Source organism: Streptomyces sp. NBC_00820 (assembly GCF_036347055.1).
Lineage (GTDB): Bacteria > Actinomycetota > Actinomycetes > Streptomycetales > Streptomycetaceae > Streptomyces.
This window is the reverse complement of record NZ_CP108882.1, coordinates 4,742,351-4,761,369: the sequence shown is the minus strand read 5'-3', so window position 1 is coordinate 4,761,369 and position 19,019 is coordinate 4,742,351. Positions and strand designations below refer to the sequence as shown.

Genomic DNA, 19,019 nt, shown 5'->3' with positions numbered 1-19,019 from the left:
CCTACGCGTTGATGTCCTTCGTCGTGAATCTCGCCCAGGCCGCCGAGCCGAACACCGCGGCGTACAGCGCCTGGAGACCGAGGTTCTTCGTCAGGTCGTCCCAGTAGACCGGATCGCGCATCAGGTCGGCGAAGGACAGCCAGTAGTGGGAGAAGAAGTACGGCTGGAGCGCGTGCAGTTGCGGTATCTGGTCGAGGATCTGGACGGTGATGACCAGGCCCACCGTGGTCGCCATCGCCGCGATGCCGCTGTTGGTCAGGGTGGACACGAACAGGCCGAGGGCCGCCACGCCGATCAGTGAGGCGGCCACGACCAGGGCGATCAGCAGCGCCCGGCCCAGCCCCTCGGCGAAGCTGATCCGGGTGCCGGAGATGGTGGTCAGGTCGCCGAGCGGGAACAGCAGCGCGCCTACGGCCAGCGCGGAGCCGGCGACGACCAGGGTGGCCAGCACGCAGAAGGCCACGACGGTCGTGTACTTGGCGAGCAGCAGCCGGGTCCGGCCGGCCGGGGCGACCAGCAGATAGCGCAGGGTCCCGGTGCCCGCCTCGCCCGCGATCGCGTCGCCGGCGACCACGCCGACCGCCATCGGCAGGAAGAACGGAAGGGTCGCGGCCAGCGCCGTGAACACCAGGAACAGCCCGTTGTTGGTGATCTGCGCGATGAAGGCCGGGCCCTCACCGCCGCCCCGGCCCGCCGTCGAGCCGTCCCGCGTCTCGATCCGCACCGCGATCCCGACCAGCACCGGCACCGCGGCCAGCACGCCGAGCAGCGCGAGCGTGCGCCAGCGGCGGAGGGTGGTGGTCAGCTCGCTGCGCAGCAGCCCGAAGGTCCACAGCGGGCTCCGGCGTCCGGGAGAGCGGTCGGGACCGGATCCGGGTCCCGGTCCGAGGCCGGTGCCGGACGCGGAGGACGGTCCGCGGCCGGGCCCGGGGCCGCGGCCGGGACCAGGGCCGTCCAGTGCGTACGGCCGCTCAGCCCGCGACATCGAAGCCCTCCCCGGTCAGTGCCACGAACGCGTCCTCCAGCGAGGCCCTTTCGAGCGCGAAGCCCCGGACCCGGACGCCGGCCGTGACCAGCGCCGCGTTCACCTCGGCGAGGTCCCGCGCGGGCGGTTCGCCGAAGACCCGGTCCCCGTCCACGGTGACGTCGCCGATGCCCTGTTCCTTCAGCACCCGGGCCGCGTCGCCCGGGTCGGGGGTGGTCACCACGAGCCGGCCGCGGGCCCCGGCCGCCAGGCCGGCCACCGGGCCCTGGGCGACGAGCCGGCCCTGGGTCATCACCGCCACGTCGGTGCACACCTGCTCGATCTCGTCGAGGAGGTGCGAGGAGAGGAAGACGGTGGTGCCGTCGGAGGCCAACTCGCGTACGAGGGTACGGATCTCGCGCATGCCCTGCGGGTCGAGGCCGTTGGTCGGCTCGTCCAGGACGAGCAGCCTGCGCGGCTGGAGCAGCGCGGCGGCGAGGCCGAGGCGCTGCTTCATGCCGAGGGAGTACGCCCTCGCCTTCTTGCCCGCCGCGGCCGCGAGACCCACCCGCTCCAGCGCGGCGGCGACCCGGGCGCGCCGGGTGCGGGGGTCGGCGGTCGGGTCGGCGGAGTCGTAGCGCAGCAGGTTGTCCCGGCCGGAGAGGAAGCCGTACAGGGCGGGGCCCTCGATGAGCGCGCCGACCTCGGGGAGGACGGTGCGCACCGACCGGGGCATCGGGCGGCCCAGGACGTGGGCCGTGCCCGCGGTCGGGGTGATCAGCCCCATCAGCATGCGGATGGTGGTGGTCTTGCCCGAGCCGTTCGGGCCGAGGAAGCCGAAGACGCTGCCCGCCGGGACGGTCAGGTCGAGACCGTCGACAGCGAGCTGTCCGCCGCGATAGCGCTTGGTCAGGCCATGCGTGGCGATCACGGCCCCCGGCGCGTCCCCGGCATCCGCCGGATCTCCCGGATCTCCCGGGTCGCGCTCCGTGGCGGACGGTGCGTCCATCGGCTCCCCTCGATTCGTCGTGGCCGCAGGGCCGCGAGACCCTGGACCCGGACCTGAGGCCCGGAGAACTACTTCCCTTCGTCCGCCGCCTTCACCAGCGCCTGCTTGGTCACCGCGCCGGCGTACACCTTGCCGTCGTCGGTGATCAGGGCGTTGACCAGGCGGGTGGAGAAGACGGTGCCCTTGCCGAAGTCGCCGGAGACCGGGTCGCCGAGCGAGCCGAGGAAGCCGCCGATGTCTCCGCCCTGGTCGCCGGAGGGCATGCCGCCCTTGGCGCCGGTGTCGAAGACGGCGATGGAGTCCCAGCCCTTGCCCAGGACGTGGACCCCCTTCGCGCCGTCGGTGAACATGCCGCCGGGGCCGTCGCCGGGCCTCGGGGTGTGCTGCGGCGACCCGGACTCGTGCTCGCCCATGTCACCGCCCCTGTCCTTCCGCCCCTCGGTCTCCTCGGTGACCTTCGCGCCCTTGGGCGGGGCGAAGTCGAAGGTGGAGGCGGCCGGCTTGGCGAAGGAGACCTGGGTGAAGCCCACGTCGAACACGGCGGCGCCGCCGCTCTTCGGGGTCAGCGTGTACTTCAGCGGCACGCCCGTCTTCGCGTCCACCGCGATGTTGATCGCGCCGACCGTGGTGTCCGGCTGCTTCGGCTTGATCTGCAGCTTGTAGGCGTCGCGGCCGGCGACGTGCGCGGTGCCGTCGACGGTCACGGCGGTGGTGTCGTCGACCGACTTCAGGAGGTCGTCGGCGAAGTCCTTGGGCAGTGCCTCCCGCTCCGCGTGCCGGTCCTCGCCGGCGTCGTCGGCGGTGCCGTGGTAGACCTCGTTGCTCTTGCTGTCGTAGCCCCACACGTCCTTGCCGTTGTGGATGAGGCTGTACTCCGCGCCCCGCTCCAGGAGCGACAGCTTCTGCCGGTCCGGGCCGTCGGCGGCGACCCGCAGGGTGTGGGTGCCGGAGAGCAGCTCCAGGAGCTTGCCCTTCGGGGCGGCGGAGGAGTGGTCGCCGTCCCCGGCCGCGCCGGACAGCAGGCCTTCCTGAAGGCCGCCGAGGTCGGGCAGGCCGAGGTCGGTGTCGACCTTCACCGTGCCGGACAGCTGCTGCGTGTCCGACTTGGCGATCTTCTCTATGAGCTGCTGGGCGCTGATCTTCGGCAGGTCGGGGTCGCCGGAGTCGGCGAGCGCCGGGACCAGCCCGATCGTGGCCGCCGCCACTCCTACCACCGCCACCGGGACGGCGTACCGGGCGGCCTTGCGGCGTCCGGAACGCGGCTCCTCGTCCGGTGCGGTGCCCCTCGCGTCGTCGGATTCGTACGGTGCCATGTCTGCCTTACCTCCGTCGTCGGCGGCGGCTGCCCTCGCGATGAATCCACCTGGCCGCCATTCTCACCCGAATCGGTGAGGAGTGGTGATTTCCGTGGTTCCCATCTCACCAAATCGGCCGCGCGGAATCGTCAGACCTCGGAGGCAACTGTGCGTACACCTGCGGTATGACGTCCGAGGGCGGTGTCTCCGCCCGACCCGTAGGGGTCAGGGGGAGACACCGCCCTCGGAGGTGTCCTGCGAAGGGGGCTAGCCGGCCCGGTGGACCACCGCGTCGCACAGCTCCAGGAGCGCCGCCTTGGCGCCGCACTCGCGCAGCGGGGCCAGCGCGGCGCGGGCCTCCTCCGCGTACCGGATGGTGTCCCGGCGGGCCTGCTCCAGCGCGGGGTGCGCGCGCAGCGCGGCCAGCGCCTCGGCGTGCCGGGCGTCGTCGCTGAGGTCGGAGTCCAGCAGCTCGCACAGCGCGACGTCCTCGGGCAGGCCCAGGCGGGCGGCCCGCTCGCGCAGCCGGAGCACGGGCAGCGTCGGGATGCCCTCGCGCAGGTCGGTCCCCGGGGTCTTGCCGGACTCGTGCGAGTCGGAGGCGATGTCCAGGACGTCGTCGGCGAGCTGGAAGGCGACCCCGAGCCGTTCGCCGTACTGCGTGAGCACGTCGACGACCGTCTCGTCGGCGCCGGACATCATCGCGCCGAACCGGCACGACACGGCCACCAGCGAGCCTGTCTTGCCGGCGAGCACGTCCAGGTAGTGCTCGACCGGGTCGCGGCCGTCCATCGGACCCGCGGTCTCCAGTATCTGACCGGTCACCAGCCGCTCGAAGGCGAGGGACTGCACGCGCACGGCCTCGGGGCCGAGGTCGGCCAGTATCTGCGTGGCGCGGGCGAAGAGGAAGTCGCCGGTGAGGACCGCGACGGAGTTGCCCCAGCGCGAGTTGGCGCTGTCGACGCCGCGGCGCACGGCCGCCTCGTCCATGACGTCGTCGTGGTACAGCGTGGCCAGGTGGGTCAGCTCCACGACGACGGCCGACGGCACGATGCGCGGCGCGTGCCGGTCGCCGAACTGCGCCGCGAGCAGTACGAGCAGGGGCCGGAACCGCTTCCCGCCGGCTCGCACCAGATGCTGGGAGGCCCCGGTGATGAACGGGACCTCGCTCTTGGTGGCCTCGAGCAAGCCCTCTTCGACAGCCGCCAGTCCGACCTGGACATCGGCTTCCAGAGCCTGGTCCCGCACGCTCAGCCCGAACGGCCCGGTGACGGTCACGAGGAGTCTCCTGTCTGCTGGTGTCTGCTGGCGCTTACGCGGTTTGTCGATAGGTCGCTGCCACCACTCGCGCCAGCGTATCCGGTCCTCTTTCGATCACCGATAGCACCCACCGGTCCAGCCCGGGAGGTATCGGATCACAACCGGCATGTTCGTGATCGGGTAATAAGAACGGACATTTATCGCCTTAACGGGAAGATGCACCCACCGTCGCATCTCCACGCATGCCAACGAAGGGCGCCACCCCAGAGGTTCCGCCCACAGGTGGACCTACACCCCCGAATGGCCCTAAAGAGAGCGAATCCACCTAATCCCCCTTGCCCGGTTTTGCGCATTTTGACGCTTCGTGAATTGGGTCACGCGACCACCCCTGCGACTCCACCCGCGAGATCGACCCGCACCACCGGCTCCACCTTGCCCCGTCGGGAAGTTGAGGGTTGGCAACTGCAAAGGATCAAGTACCCCAATTCGTACAGATCAAGGTCAACTAGCACGTTGTGTGACTCTGGCACTTGTTCCGGACATGTGCTCTCGCATACGTTCCGGGCCGTCGGGCGAACGCCGAATCCTGCCGCGTCCGACGCCACCCACCGATGAACACATTCGTGCGGCAGGAGCGGGGGAACCAGGTAAGTCCGCCGGACCGGACGGCACATGCCGCACCGGAACGGCTAGGGGTGAAGCCACGCCTCTCCCAGCGCCCGACGGGCCTGGGGGGTACCACCAGGCGCGGCCGGGCACCTCCCCGCCCGAACCCGACAGCTCACCTCGCAGGCGACGGAGAGGAAGTCCGCCATGTCTGCTGCCGCTCAGCTCCGCCGTGCCCGCACGAACCGCCTCGCCCGTACGCTCGTCGTCGCCGGCACCGGCGCCGCCACCCTCGCGCTGACCCTCCTGGGCGCCACCGGCGCCTCCGCCGCCACCCCGACGGCCGCCGCCGCGCCCGCCACCACCCCGGCCGGGTACCCGAACAACCTCGACGGCTGGATCCGCGAGTCGCTCGCGATCATGGCCCAGAAGGGCATCCCGGGCACCTACAACGGCATCCACCGCAACATCATGCGCGAGTCCTCGGGCAACCCCCTCGCCATCAACCTCTGGGACTCCAACGCGGTCAAGGGCACCCCGTCCAAGGGCCTGCTCCAGGTCATCGACCCGACGTTCCGCGCCTACCACGTGGCCGGCACCTCGTTCGACCCCTACGACCCGGTCGCGAACATCACCGCCGCCTGCAACTACGCCGCCGCGCGCTACGGCTCGATCGACAACGTGTTCGGCGCGTACTGAGCGGTCCGGCGCGTGTTGAACCGTCCGGCGCGCACTGAGCCGACCGGCGCGTGTTGAACCGTCCGGCGCGCACTGAGCCGACCGGCGCGCACTGAGCCCTCCGGCGTGTACTGAGCCCTCCGGCGTGTACTGAGCCCTCCGGCGTGTACTGAGCCCTCCGGCGTGTACTGAGCCCTCCGGCGTGTACTGAGCCCTCCGGCGTGTACTGAGCCCTCCGGCGTGTACTGAGCCGTCCGGCGGCATGCGCCGCGCCCGCCCGCGGGCGCCGTGCCGAGCCTTCCCGAGGGGTGTCCCGCGGATCCACCGGCTGGATCCGCGGGGCGCCCCTCGCGGCGTACGGTCCGCCGGCGGGGGCGCCCCTGGCGGCGTACGGTCCGCGGGGCGCCCCTGGACGTGCGGCCCGCCGCCCTCGCCTCATGACTCCCGGGTTCTGCTCACAGGACGGTGGCGCGGAAGCCGAAGACGCGCTCCAGCACCACCGCGATGCCGTCGTCCTCGTTCGAGAGGGTGACCTCGTCCGCCACCGCCTTCAGTTGGGGGTGGGCGTTGGCCATGGCGACACCGCGGGCCGCCCAGTCGAACATCGGGATGTCGTTGGGCATGTCGCCGAAGGCCAGGGTGTCGGCGCGGCTCAGGCCGAGGTGTTCGGCGGCCATGGCCAGGCCGGTCGCCTTGGTGATGCCGCACGGCTGGAGCTCGACGGTGCCGGGGCCCGACATGGTGACCGTCGCCAGCGAGCCGACGACCGAGCGGGCCGTCGCCGCCAACTCGTCGTCGGACAGCGAGGGATGGCGCAGCAGCACCTTGCTGATGGGCTCGCACCAGAGGTCGTCGCGCCGGCCGACCCGTACGGCGGGCAGGGTCGGGTGCGGCATCCGGTACCCGGGCTCGATCAGCGTGAGCCCGTCCACGCCGTCCTGGTCGACGGCCGCGTGGACCTGTCCCACCTCGGCCTCGATCTTGCCGAGCGCCGTCTCGGCCAGCTCCCGGTCCAGCCGCACCGACCACAGCAGGCGGTCGGCACCGGCGTCGTACACCTGCGCGCCCTGCCCGCACACGGCGAGCCCCGTGCAGCCGAGGAGGTCCAGCAGCGGCCGTACCCGCGGGGCCGGGCGGCCGGTCACCACGAGGTGGCGGGCACCGGCCCGCGCCGCCCGCGCGAGCGCGTCGAGCGACCGGTCGGAGACGGTGTCGTCGCCGCGCAGCAGCGTCCCGTCCAAATCGGTGGCGATCAGTGAATATGCGGGGGGTGCGGCCATGATCAGAGAATACGGACCGCGCGCCTCCCCGACTCACCGCGCTGCGCGTGGACTTGTGTACTGCCCGGCCTCAAGTGGGCTCCGCCGGACCCGTGCTGGGACGCGGACGCGGCGGCGAGGCGGGACGGAGCACGGACCCGCACGCACCCCCGCCCGTGCCTCTCCCGTGTCCCGGCCGCGCCGCGTCAGCCGTGCGCGGCCGCCAGGTGCCCGGCCAGGCGTGGGGAGGCGAACTCCGTGCCGCAGACGAAGCGCATCACCGGTCCGTACGAGGACGCGGCCGGCAGACCGGTGAAGTACAGGCCGGGAACCGAGGAGACATAGCCCTGGCCGAGCCTGGGGGCGCCCCGGCTCACCGCGAGGCGGGTGCGCAGTCCATGGCCGAGGAAGTCCATCGCGGCGATGTCCACCCGGTATCCGGTGGCCGCGATGACGTGGTCGGCACCGAACCGTTCGGTGCGTCCGCCGTGGGTGCGGACGGTGAGGACGGGGCTGCCGTCCATGGCCTCGGCGCCCACCACGCGCTCGACCTCCCGGACCCGCACCCTGCCCTCGAAGCGGTCGCGCAGCCACCAGGCGCCGAGCGGGCCGAGGACCCGGCGGACCAGGTAGTGCCGGGTGCGGGCGGGCAGGAAGCGGTACGGCTGGGGGCGATAGCTGAGCGCCCACAGGGACCAGGCCCGGCCGAAGGGCGACTCGGGGCGGAACCTGGGCTGCTGCCAGGGCGGGGCGCCGAAGGCGACCCGGCCGCGGCCCCGGGAGACCACGCGCACCTGGGCACCGGCCTCGGCCGCGAGGGCCGCCGTCTCCAGCGCCGACTGGCCGGCGCCGACGACGATCAGCTCCTTTCCGGCGAAGCGGCCGAGGTCGTGGTGCTGGGAGCTGTGGGAGACCGGGGCCGTGGGCGCGGGTCCGTCGGCGGCCGCTCCCGCGAGTTCGGCGGGGAGGTGGGCGAGCCCCGACAGGCCGGTGGCGACCACGACCGCGCGTGCGGTGAACAACTCCCCCGAGTCCAGCTTGAGTTCGAAACCACCGCTCTTGTCGCGGTCGACGGAGACGACGCGGACCCGCTCCAGCTCGGGGACCAGCTTGTGCTGGAACCACTCGCCGTAGGCGATGAAGGTCTCCACCGGGATGATGTCCTCGTCGGTGACCAGCCGGCGGATGCCGGCCGCGTCGCAGTAGTCGGCGAGGGTGTGGCCGGGCTGCGGGCAGTCGAGGCTGGAGGCGGCGGGCGTCGACTTCAGGAGCATGCCCTCGGGCATGTGGTCGCGCCAGCTGACCATGGGGTCGCCGAAGACGCGGACGGGAATGCCGCGCGCCCGCAGATGCGCGGCGGTGGACAGGCCGAACGGCCCGGCCCCGATGACTGCAACCGGTCGGATCACGAAGTCCCTCCCCAGGACGCGGTGCGCCACCTTCGGTGGCCTTGCCTACTTCGTGGTGGGAGTGGTGCTGCTGCCGCGGCGGTTGGTGCGCCACAGCTCATAAAGGTGCTTCGCGCCCGGGCGCACGAAGCGGGCGAGCATCGTGAGGAACGGCATCGGGTCGTCACCCGCGAGCCAGGCCAGCTCCGTCCCGCTCGCCCGGGCCGGCGCGTGCGGCGTCGTGTAGCCGCTGCGGCGGTAGGCGAGGAGGGCGGGCAGGTCGATGTTCTCCACGATGTAGCGGTGGCCGGCCCGCTGTTCCCCCTCCGGAACCGGGCGGCCGGTGAGATTCAGGTGCATGGCGCGTACGACGTCCACGCCCGACTCGCTCTCGAAGAGCCGGAACTGGGCGCCCATGCGCGGGTTGAAGTCGAGGAGCTTGTACTGTCCGTCGCGCCGGTCGAAGCGCAGGTCGAGGTCGACGATGCCGCTGAAGCCGATCTGCTTGATGAAACGTGCGGCGAGGTCCGCGAGTTCCGGGTTGTCGACGACGTACGCGTTCGCCGTCATTCCGGCGTGCGGCGGCCAGGAGCGGACCTTGACGCCGGTGAAGAGGGCGAGCGGACCGGAGTCCGCGTCGAAGCAGGCGTGCACGATCCAGTCCTCGGCCTCCTCCCGGGGCAGGTACTCCTGGAGGATCACGCCGGGCTGCTCGCCCCAGTCGCGGGCGAGGGAGAGCAGACCCTCACGGGTGGCGATCCTGGTCGTGCCGTTGACGGCGGGCTGTTTGCGCCGCACGAACGCCTCGCGGTTCTTGGCCACCACCGGGAAGCGGGCCTTGTCGGCGAAGGCGGCGATCTCCTCGTACGACTGCGGGAAGGCCGCCTCGGGGCTCGCGATGCCGTGTTCCACGCACAGTTCGTGCAGGCCCTGCTTGCTGGCCAGCCGGCGGGGCAGCGCGGGGTCCACGCGCGGGAAGAGGAAGGGCCCGGCCAGGTCGTCCTGGTGCTCGGCGATCAGGACGGCGGCTTCCTCGTCCGTCGGGATCAGGACGGTCGGGCGGCCGATCCGGCGGCCGATCCGCAGCAGGCCCTCGACCAGGTGCGCCGGTTCCTCGGCGCCGGTCGTCGGCCACACGAACGCCCGTTTGAGGTAACGGGAGGAGGCCGCGGGCGTGTAGGGATCCTCGGTGATCGCGTACATGGGCACGCCCAGCCGGCCGAGGCTGCGGATCGCGCCGACCCCGCCGTGGTGCAGCGGGTAGCCGCCGAACTTGACGATCAGTCCCGGCACGTCGCGGTCCGCCTCGAAAGGCACACTGACGGCGTCTTTGGCCACGGGTCCCCCCACGCGTCCCCCCTACGGAACGGACCCACCCCGTCCGTGTCCCCAAAGGACGCTAAGCCGGAATTGGCCCCTCCGACAAGACCTATTCGGACATTGCGAACTCTTTAGACACCGCCCGGGCAACCCGTACGGCACCGCGCCCACCCCGCGAGGGCGCCCCGACCCCCTCGACGCACTGGCCGAACACCCCTTGCGGCACTGCCCAAGACATACGACTCGGCCGTAACGTGTGGCGCGACCACATGGAACACAGCGCCATGCATGGCCCGGATGAGAATTGAGGCAGCACCCCATGCCCCCCTTCGACGTCCCCGAGGGCGACCCCTTCGGTCCGCACAACCTTCCCTATGGCGTGTTCTCGCCCTCCGGCAGCACCGAGCGGAGGGTCGGCGTCCGGCTCGGCGACCATGTCCTCGACGCGGGCGCCGCGGCCGCCGCGCTCGGCTCGCCCTACGTCTCCCTGCTCGCCGGGCCCACTCTCGCCCCGCTGCTCGCCGCCGGCCGCACCGCCTGGTCGGACGTGCGGCGCGCGCTGACGGCATGGGTCACGGTGCCGGCGCACCGCGCCACGATCGAGCCCCTCTTCCACCCGCTGTCGCAGGTCAGCCTGCACCTGCCGTTCGAGGTGGCCGACTACGTCGACTTCTACGCCTCCGAGAACCACGCCCGTAACGTCGGCCGGATCTTCCGCCCGGACGCCGAGGACTCCCTGACCCCCAACTGGAAGCACCTGCCGATCGGTTACCACGGCCGCTCCGGCACGGTGGTGGTCTCCGGCACGGACGTCGTACGACCCTCCGGGCAGCGCAAGGGACCCGCGGACCCGGCGCCCGTCTTCGGCCCCTCGGTCCGGCTGGACATCGAGGCGGAGGTCGGCTTCGTCGTGGGCGCGCCCTCCGAGCCGGGCCGTCCGGTCGCGCTCGGCGACTTCCGGGAGCACGTCTTCGGCCTCTGCCTCCTGAACGACTGGTCCGCGCGGGACATCCAGGCCTGGGAGTACGTCCCCCTCGGCCCGTTCCTCGGCAAGTCCTTCGCGACCTCGGTGTCGGCGTGGATCACCCCCCTGGAAGCCCTCGACCACGCGCGCGTGGCGCCCCCGGAGCGCACTCACCCGCTGCTGCCCTACCTGGACGACTCGGCACCGGGGACCGAGCCCGGCGGATACGACCTGCGCATCTCCGTCGCCATCAACGGTCAGGTGGTCTCCGAGCCCCCCTTCTCCACCATGTACTGGACCGCCGCCCAGCAGCTCGCCCACATGACGGTCAACGGAGCCTCGCTGCGCACCGGCGACCTGTACGGCTCCGGCACGGTCAGCGGCCCCGCCGAGAACCAGCGCGGCTCCCTGCTGGAGCTGACCTGGAACGGCCGCGACCCCCTCGAACTCACCGACGGAAAGCGGGCGTTCCTGGAGGACGGGGACGTGGTGACCATGTCCGCGTGGGCGCCCGGCGAGGACGGTGGGCGGATCGGGCTGGGGGAGGTCAGCGGGCGCGTTGTGACCAGGTGATCCGAACTCGCCGTACTGTTAACGGAGTTCGGACCACCGCAGTGGGTGGGCCGACGGTTTCTCCGGGCCGGACCGGATCGCCGCCGGCACCTGCCCCGGAGCCCGCGTCCCCGTCATACTGGCGGGCACGGGGCTGAGTTCCGCACCGGGACGGCGCGCGTGTCGCACACCACGCGCTCCCCCGGCGTTCGCCCCCGCACCGCACCTGCACCGCACCCGCACGGCCACGCACCACCCGACTCCCGCACGCCCGCCCGACCAGGAACCGGAGCCCCGGCATGATCGCTTGCCTGCTCCTGCTGAGCGTCATCGGCCTGACGGCCGCCGTACCGGCGCCCCGCGCGCTGACCAGGGCCGCGTGGCCCGAACGGGAACCCGTCCTCGCCCTGTGGGTGTGGCAGTGCCTGGTCGCCACGGTCCTGCTGAGCTGCCTGACCGCGCTCGTCCTGGGCGCGGCCGCCGTCTTCCACACCGTCCGCGATCACGTCTTCGCCCCCGCGCCGCCCGCTGTCACCGCCGCCTACGACCTGTCCTCCGCGCCGGTCTGGGCCGACGTCCTGACCCTGCTGCTGGCCGGCGGGGCCGCCTGGACCACGGCCATGCTCGCCCGGGAACTCGCCGAGGCCCGCCGGCGCCGCGGCCAGACCCGCGCGCACCTGCGCGAACGTGCCCCGGACCTGCCCGCGGGACTGCCCGCCGCACGCGGCCCCCTGCTGGTGCTGGAGGAGGAGTACCCCGACGCCTGGTGGATGCCCGGTCACCCGCCCCAACTCATCGTGACCACCGGGGCGTTGCAGCGGCTCACCGACCACCAGCTGGACGCGGTCCTCACCCACGAGCGCGGCCACGCCCGCGCCCATCACGACTGGCTGCTGCACCTGTCCTCCGCGCTGGCCACGGGCTTCCCGCGCGTCCCGCTCTTCGCCCACTTCTGCGACCAGACGCACCGGCTGGTCGAACTGGCCGCCGACGACACGGCCTCCCGCCGCTGCGGACACCTCACCACCGCCCTCGCCCTGATCGAGCTGAACCAGCACCGCGGTGTGCTGTCCTGCGCCTCCAGCCGCCGTCTCCTCGGCGAACGCGTGGACCGCCTCCTGGAGCCCCCGCCGCGCCTGCTCCCCCGGCACCGGGCGCTGACGACCACGCTGGCCTCACTGGTGCCGCTGCTGCCCCTGTTGATCACCTTCGCGCCCGGCCTGACGGCCCTCTCCTGACGGCGCCCCTACCCGCACCCGCCCTGCCGGGCACCCATGTTCCCCACACGCCACACCGCGTCGGCTCTCCGAGTCACCCCGGCCGGGTCCTGACCCGGTCCCGGGTGCCCGCCGGCCGGAGCCTGACCGCGACCGGGACGCCCCCGGCCCGGACCGCCAGTCCCCGGCCCAGCCCGGCCCGGACAGCCCTCGAACGGCGCCCCACGCATCCTCGATCGGGTCCCGGACACCCCGGCCGGGCCTCGGCCGGGTCCACACGTCTGCGACCGGCTCCCGAGCATCCCCCGGCCAGAGCCCGGGCGGAGTCCTGCCTGGGCCCATGCCGCCCGCGGCCCGAGCCCCGGTCCGTCCTCGGGGCTACATCCAGTCCTCCGGCTCCGGTCCCGGCTCGTCCTCCGTCTCGGGCCAGTAACCGGGATCGGGCTCCTCGTCCACGGCCGCGGCCGTTGCCGGGGCCGCCTGGGGCCGGCCCGGCTCGCCCAGGGCGGACAGCACGGCGAGCACGCCCTCCCCGTACTTCGCCAGCTTCTTCTCGCCGACGCCGCCGACCGTGCCCAGGTCACGCACCGAGGCGGGCCCGCGGGCGACGATCTCCCGCAGGGTGGCGTCGTGGAAGATGACGTAGGGCGGGACGCCCTGCTCCCGGGCCTGCTCGGCACGCCAGGCACGCAGGGCCTCGAAGGCGGGGAGCAGCTCCTCGGGCAGCTCGGGCGCGGCGGCCTTGGCCTTGCGGTCGCCCCGTCCCGAGGCCGCGCCCGACCGGGACGTGGCCGGCTTCTTCGGCTCCTTGCGCAGCGGCACCTCACGCTCGCGCCGCAGCACCGAACCGCTCGCCTCGGTCAGTGCCAGCGTGCCGTACTCCCCCTCGACCGCGAGCATCCCCTGGGCCAGCAGCTGGCGGATGACCCCGCGCCACTCGGCCTCGCCGAGGTCCTGGCCGATACCGAAGACGGACAGCTGGTCGTGGTCGAACTGGATCACCTTGGCCGTGCGCTTGCCGAGCAGGATGTCGGCGATCTGCACCGCGCCGAACTTCTGCCCGCGCTCGCGCTGGAGCCTGACCACCGTGGACAGAACCTTCTGCGCGGCGACCGTGCCGTCCCAGGTCTCCGGCGGGGCGACGCAGGTGTCGCAGTTGCCGCAGGCCGCCGCTTCGGGGTCCTGGCCGAAATAGGCGAGCAGCTGGCCGCGCCGGCACTGGACCGTCTCGCACAACGCGAGCATGGCGTCGAGGTGGGCGCCGGCCCGGCGGCGGAACGCCTCGTCGCCCTCGCCGGACTGGATCAGCTTGCGCTGCTGGACGACGTCGTTCAGGCCGTAGGCCATCCACGCGGTGGAAGGGGCGCCGTCGCGGCCCGCGCGCCCCGTCTCCTGGTAGTAGCCCTCGATCGACTTGGGCAGGTCCAGGTGGGCGACGAAACGCACGTCCGGCTTGTCGATGCCCATGCCGAAGGCGATGGTCGCGACGACGACCAGGCCCTCCTCGCGCAGGAACCGGGCCTGGTGCCGCGCGCGTGTGCCCGCGTCCAGACCGGCGTGGTACGGCACCGCCTCGACGCCGTTGCCGCTCAGGAACTCGGCCGTCCGCTCCACCGAGTTGCGCGAGAGGCAGTACACGATGCCCGCGTCGCCCGCGTGCTCCTCCCGCAGGAAGGCGAGGAGCTGCTTCTTCGGGTCGGCCTTGGGCACGATCCGGTACTGGATGTTGGGACGGTCGAAGCTGGCCACGAAGTGCCGGGCCGTCGGCATGTTCAGCCGCTGGGTGATCTCCTGGTGGGTGGCGTGCGTCGCCGTCGCCGTGAGCGCGATCCGCGGCACGTCCGGCCAGCGCTCGCCGAGCAGGGAGAGCGACAGGTAGTCGGGGCGGAAGTCGTGGCCCCACTGGGACACACAGTGGGCCTCGTCGATCGCGAAGACGGAGATCTTGCCGCGCGAGAGCAGGTCGAGCGTGGCCTCCACGCGCAGCCGCTCCGGGGCCAGGTACAGCAGGTCCAGCTCACCGGCGAGGAACTCGGCCTCGACCGTGCGCCGCTCGTCGAAGCCCTGCGTGGAGTTGATGAAGCCGGCCCGCACGCCCAGGGCGCGCAGCGCGTCCACCTGGTCCTGCATCAACGCGATCAGCGGGGAGACCACGATGCCCGTACCGGGCCTGACCAGGGACGGGATCTGGTAGCACAGCGACTTGCCGCCACCGGTCGGCATGAGGACGACGGCGTCACCGCCCGCCACCACATGCTCGATGACCTCTCCCTGCTCACCGCGGAAGGCTTCGTACCCGAAGACCCGGTGCAGCGTGGCAAGTGCCTCGCTCTCGGTCGCCTCTGGCATCTCCTCGATCACGCCCGTTCCGCGCATTGTCGTGTCCCCCGTACGTCGCCCTTCGACCACTTCCTCCACGATAGGGGTCTCCACTGACAGCCCCGGAGTTATCCACAGGGCAGTCCGCTGTGATTCCCGTCAAGGACACGACCGTCGTTCACACGTTCGCGGGAGACCTGCCCGCTTCCCGCCGATAGCCTGAATGCACAGGCGAGACTCCGTCGCATGGGAGCACTGATGAGCGTCACACCGAAGGCGTCCCAGTCCAGCTGGCCGATCCCGCCGGAGGGCGGCTGGACCGCCGACGACCTCGACCGGCTTCCGAACCTGCCTCCGCATACGGAGCTGATCGACGGGAGCCTGGTCTTCGTGAGTCCGCAGACTCTGTTTCACGCCCGCGCTGTCGACTTCTTCAATTGGCAGCTCCAGTCGCTGGCACCTGAGGAATTCGAGGTCATCCGCGAGTTCACCATCGACATCGACCGCCAGAACAGGCCCGAACCGGATGTGGTCGTCGTGCGGGCGGACGTGGTGGAAGATCCGTACCAGACGCGCTTTCCCGCGGAGTCCGTCGTCCTGGCCATCGAAGTCGTCTCCGAGGACTCGGTCTCCCGTGACCGGGAGACCAAACCGATGAAGTACGCCCGCGCGAAGATCCCCTACTACTGGCGGGTCGAGAACGAAAGGGGCCGTGCGGCGGTTCACGCGTTCGAGCTGGAGCCGACCACAGGCAGGTACACCAGCGTCGGGATCTTCCGTGAGCGGATGAAAGTGGACGCTCCGTTCCCCGCAGACCTCGACCTCACCGGAATCAGGGTGCGGCGCGAGAAGAGCGAGTGACACCACCCACCGATCACAGCGGCCCGGCACCCAGGAGCAGGTGCCGGGCCGCTGTGTATGCGGTCGTCTCAGCGCACGAACACGCTCGCCTGGTTCGCCAGGTCCAGGAAGTACTGCGGTGCCACACCCAGGACCAGCGTCACCGCCAGGCCCACGCCGATCGCCGCCATGGTCAGCGGTGAGGGCACGGCCACGGTCGGCCCGTCGGGCTTGGGCTCGCTGAAGAACATCAGCACGATCACGCGGATGTAGAAGAACGCGGCGATCGCCGAGGAGATCACACCGACCACGACCAGTGGGGCCGCGCCGCCGTCCGCCGCCGCCTTGAACACGGCGAACTTCCCCGCGAAGCCCGAGGTCAGCGGGATGCCGGCGAAGGCCAGCAGGAACACCGCGAAGACCGCCGCGACCAGCGGGGAGCGCCGGCCGAGCCCGGCCCACTTGGACAGGTGGGTCGCCTCGCCGCCCGCGTCGCGCACCAGCGTGACCACCGCGAACGCGCCGATCGTCACGAACGAGTACCCGGCCAGGTAGAACAGCACGGCCGAGACGCCGTCCTTCGAGGTCGCGATGACACCCGCGAGGATGAAGCCCGCGTGCGCGACGGACGAGTACGCCAGCAGCCGCTTGATGTCGGTCTGGGTGATCGCGATGATCGCACCGCCCAGCATGGTGATGATCGCCACCGCCCACATGACCGGCCGCCAGTCCCAGCGCATGCCGGGCAGGACGACGTACAGCAGGCGCAGCAGCGCGCCGAACGCCGCCACCTTCGTCGCCGCCGCCATGAAGCCGGTCACCGGGGTGGGCGCGCCCTGGTACACGTCGGGCGTCCACATGTGGAACGGCACCGCGCCCACCTTGAACAGCAGGCCCATCACGATCAGGGCGCTGCCCATCAGCAGCAGCGCGTCGTTGCCCATCGTGCCGGCCAGCGCCGGGTCGACGTTGGTGACGGTGCCGTCGACGACCTGCGCGATGCGCGCGTACGACACCGAGCCCGCGTAGCCGTACAGCAGGGCGATACCGAACAGCGTGAACGCGGAGGCGAACGCTCCGAGCAGGAAGTACTTGACCGCGGCCTCCTGCGACATCAGCCGCTTGCGGCGGGCCAGCGCGCACAGCAGGTACAGCGGGAGGGAGAAGACCTCCAGGGCCACGAACAGCGTCAGCAGGTCGTTGGCCGAGGGGAACACCAGCATGCCCGCGATGGCGAAGAGCAGCAGCGGGAAGACCTCGGTGGTGGTGAACCCGGCCTTCACCGCGGCCTTCTCGCCGTCGCTGCCCGGCACGGACGCGGCCTGCGCGGCGAAGGAGTCGACCCGGCTGCCGTGCGCGGCCGGGTCCAGGCGACGCTCGGCGAAGGTGAAGAGGCCGACCAGACCGGCCAGCACGATGATGCCCTGCAGGAACAGGGACGGTCCGTCGACCGCGATCGCGCCCATGGCCGCGACATGCGCCTTCGTGGTGCCGTACCCGTCGGCCGCGAGCGCGACGATCGCGGCGAACGCGGCGCACAGCGCCACGACGGACACGAACACCTGCGCGTAGTAGCGGGACCTGCGAGGGACGAACGCCTCGACGAGGACGCCGACCAGCGCGGCACCGGCGACAATGAGCGTCGGCGACAATTGTCCGTATTCGATCTTCGGCGCGTCGATCTTCGAGATCGGATCGGCCGCCGTTGTCCACAGGCTGTGGACGGCTGCTGTGCTCACTTGGCCGCCTCCACCGCGGGCTTGGGGTCCTTCTTGTGTACGTCGGACAGGGTCTGCTTGACCGCCGGGTCGACGATGCCCGTGAGGGGCTTCGGGTAGACGCCCAGGAAGATCAGCAGAACGATCAGCGGTGCGACGACCAGCAGTTCACGCGGGCGCAGGTCGGGCATCTTCGAGACCTCCGGCTTCACCGGGCCGGTCATCGTCCGCTGGTAGAGCACGAGCGTGTACAGCGCGGCGAGGACGATGCCGAAGGTGGCGATGATGCCGATCACCGGGTAGCGCGCGAACGTGCCGACCAGGACCAGGAACTCGCTCACGAACGGCGCGAGTCCTGGCAGTGAGAGGGTGGCGAGACCGCCGATCAGGAACGTGCCGGCGAGCACCGGGGCGACCTTCTGCACACCGCCGTAGTCGGCGATGAGCCGCGAGCCGCGCCGGGAGATCAGGAAGCCGGCGACCAGCATCAGCGCGGCCGTGGAGATCCCGTGGTTGACCATGTAGAGCGTGGCGCCGGACTGGCCCTGGCTGGTCATCGCGAAGATGCCCATGACGATGAAGCCGAAGTGCGAGATGGACGCGTAGGCCACCAGCCGCTTGATGTCCCGCTGGCCGACGGCGAGCAGGGCACCGTAGACGATGCTCACGAGCGCCAGGACGAGGATGACCGGCGTCGCCCACTTGCTGGCCTCCGGGAAGAGCTGGAGGCAGAAGCGGAGCATCGCGAAGGTGCCCACCTTGTCGACGACCGCGGTGATGAGGACGGCGACCGGGGCGGTCGACTCCTGCATCGCGTTGGGCAGCCAGGTGTGCAGCGGCCACAGCGGCGCCTTCACCGCGAAGGCGAAGAAGAAGCCGAGGAACAGCCAGCGTTCGGTGTCCGTCGCCATGTGCAGCGAGCCGCCCGCGCGGGCCTGCGCGATCTCCTGGAGGCTGAAGTTCCCGGCGACCACGTACAGGCCGATGACCGCGGCCAGCATGACCAGACCGCCGGCCAGGTTGTAGAGCAGGAACTTCACGGCGGCGTACGACCGTTGCGTGGCGGCCGCCGCCTCGCCCTGCGCGTGGGCGCGGTCCCCGAAGCCGCCGATCAGGAAGTACATCGGGATCAGCATGGCTTCGAAGAAGATGTAGAAGAGGAAGACGTCGGTGGCCTCGAAGGAGATGACCACCATGGCCTCGACGGCGAGGATCAGGGCGAAGAAGCCCTGCGTCGGCCGCCAGTGATAGGGGCCGGTCTCCTTGGGGCCTCCCCTGCTCGAACTGAGTTGAGAGCTTGGGGAAGGGTCGGCGTCGTTCCAGCCCGCGAGGATGATGAACGGCATCAGCAGGGCGGTCAGCCCGACGAGCACCGCGGCGATGCCGTCGACACCCAGCTCGTAGCGGACCCCGAAGTCCTTGATCCAGGCGTGGGATTCGGTGAGCTGGTAACGCGCGCCGTCCGGGTCGAAGCGGACCAGGACGACGATCGCCAGGGCGAGTGTGGCCAGCGAGACGAGCAGCGCGAGCCATTTGGCCGCGGTGCGCTGCCTGGCCGGTACGGCGGCCGTGGCGAGGGCCCCGAGGGCCGGGAGCGCCGCCGTCGCTGTCAGCAGGGGAAAGGACATCG

Annotated in this window: 14 protein-coding genes; 4 read left to right on the top strand and 10 right to left on the bottom strand. The window is 71.6% G+C overall.

Features of this window, described 5'->3' with window-relative positions; genetic code table 11:
- Nucleotide 1: 1 nt before the first annotated feature.
- From OIB37_RS21545 to OIB37_RS21530, 4 genes are all read right to left on the bottom strand, one after another.
- The gene (locus tag OIB37_RS21545) at nucleotides 2-985 is read right to left on the bottom strand and encodes an ABC transporter permease (protein ID WP_330459244.1); all 984 of its coding nucleotides are present in this window, start codon (nucleotides 983-985) and stop codon (nucleotides 2-4) included.
- Complete coding sequence (locus OIB37_RS21540; protein ID WP_330459243.1) at nucleotides 972-1,973, bottom strand: ABC transporter ATP-binding protein; 1,002 nt, start codon at nucleotides 1,971-1,973, stop codon at nucleotides 972-974. The genes OIB37_RS21545 and OIB37_RS21540 overlap by 14 nt, the downstream gene beginning before the upstream one ends.
- Nucleotides 1,974-2,041: 68 nt before the next feature.
- Nucleotides 2,042-3,286, bottom strand: coding sequence for a LolA family protein (locus tag OIB37_RS21535; protein ID WP_330459242.1), 1,245 nt, complete (start codon nucleotides 3,284-3,286; stop codon nucleotides 2,042-2,044).
- A gap of 249 nt (nucleotides 3,287-3,535) precedes the next feature.
- Nucleotides 3,536-4,546 (bottom strand): polyprenyl synthetase family protein, encoded by a 1,011-nt coding sequence (locus OIB37_RS21530; protein WP_330459241.1) that lies wholly within the window; start codon nucleotides 4,544-4,546, stop codon nucleotides 3,536-3,538.
- 795 nt (nucleotides 4,547-5,341) lie between these two features.
- On the opposite strand from OIB37_RS21530, the gene OIB37_RS21525 reads away from it, so the two are divergent.
- The gene (locus OIB37_RS21525; protein ID WP_330459240.1) at nucleotides 5,342-5,833 is read left to right on the top strand and encodes a transglycosylase SLT domain-containing protein; all 492 of its coding nucleotides are present in this window, start codon (nucleotides 5,342-5,344) and stop codon (nucleotides 5,831-5,833) included.
- Nucleotides 5,834-6,267: 434 nt separating this feature from the next.
- Here OIB37_RS21525 and OIB37_RS21520 read toward each other — a convergent pair whose 3' ends face one another.
- The 3 genes from OIB37_RS21520 to OIB37_RS21510 all read right to left on the bottom strand — a co-directional run bounded on the left by OIB37_RS21520 (nucleotide 6,268) and on the right by OIB37_RS21510 (nucleotide 9,776).
- Nucleotides 6,268-7,092 (bottom strand): HAD family hydrolase, encoded by an 825-nt coding sequence (locus OIB37_RS21520; RefSeq protein ID WP_330459239.1) that lies wholly within the window; start codon nucleotides 7,090-7,092, stop codon nucleotides 6,268-6,270.
- A gap of 185 nt (nucleotides 7,093-7,277) precedes the next feature.
- Nucleotides 7,278-8,480 (bottom strand): FAD-dependent oxidoreductase, encoded by a 1,203-nt coding sequence (locus OIB37_RS21515; protein WP_330459238.1) that lies wholly within the window; start codon nucleotides 8,478-8,480, stop codon nucleotides 7,278-7,280.
- Nucleotides 8,481-8,525: 45 nt separating this feature from the next.
- On the bottom strand, nucleotides 8,526-9,776 hold the full coding sequence (locus OIB37_RS21510; RefSeq protein WP_330459237.1) for a carboxylate--amine ligase: 1,251 nt from the start codon (nucleotides 9,774-9,776) through the stop codon (nucleotides 8,526-8,528).
- A gap of 322 nt (nucleotides 9,777-10,098) precedes the next feature.
- On the opposite strand from OIB37_RS21510, the gene fahA reads away from it, so the two are divergent.
- Together fahA and OIB37_RS21500 are read left to right on the top strand one after the other, a co-directional pair.
- Nucleotides 10,099-11,316, top strand: coding sequence for a fumarylacetoacetase (gene fahA, locus OIB37_RS21505; RefSeq protein WP_330459236.1), 1,218 nt, complete (start codon nucleotides 10,099-10,101; stop codon nucleotides 11,314-11,316).
- A 278-nt stretch (nucleotides 11,317-11,594) separates the two neighbouring features.
- The gene (locus OIB37_RS21500) at nucleotides 11,595-12,533 is read left to right on the top strand and encodes a M56 family metallopeptidase (protein ID WP_330459235.1); all 939 of its coding nucleotides are present in this window, start codon (nucleotides 11,595-11,597) and stop codon (nucleotides 12,531-12,533) included.
- Nucleotides 12,534-12,890: 357 nt separating this feature from the next.
- Here OIB37_RS21500 and recQ read toward each other — a convergent pair whose 3' ends face one another.
- Nucleotides 12,891-14,888, bottom strand: coding sequence for a DNA helicase RecQ (recQ, locus tag OIB37_RS21495; RefSeq protein ID WP_330459234.1), 1,998 nt, complete (start codon nucleotides 14,886-14,888; stop codon nucleotides 12,891-12,893).
- 201 nt (nucleotides 14,889-15,089) lie between these two features.
- Between recQ and OIB37_RS21490 the strand changes: the two genes are divergently transcribed.
- The gene (locus tag OIB37_RS21490; protein WP_330459233.1) at nucleotides 15,090-15,692 is read left to right on the top strand and encodes a Uma2 family endonuclease; all 603 of its coding nucleotides are present in this window, start codon (nucleotides 15,090-15,092) and stop codon (nucleotides 15,690-15,692) included.
- Between the two features lie 68 nt (nucleotides 15,693-15,760).
- Here the strand turns inward: OIB37_RS21490 and nuoN are convergent, their stop codons facing one another.
- Nucleotides 15,761-17,410, bottom strand: coding sequence for an NADH-quinone oxidoreductase subunit NuoN (gene nuoN / locus OIB37_RS21485; protein WP_330459232.1), 1,650 nt, complete (start codon nucleotides 17,408-17,410; stop codon nucleotides 15,761-15,763).
- Nucleotides 17,407-19,017, bottom strand: coding sequence for an NADH-quinone oxidoreductase subunit M (locus tag OIB37_RS21480; protein ID WP_330459231.1), 1,611 nt, complete (start codon nucleotides 19,015-19,017; stop codon nucleotides 17,407-17,409). Before OIB37_RS21480 ends, nuoN begins: the two co-directional genes overlap by 4 nt.
- Nucleotides 19,018-19,019 lie beyond the last annotated feature (2 nt).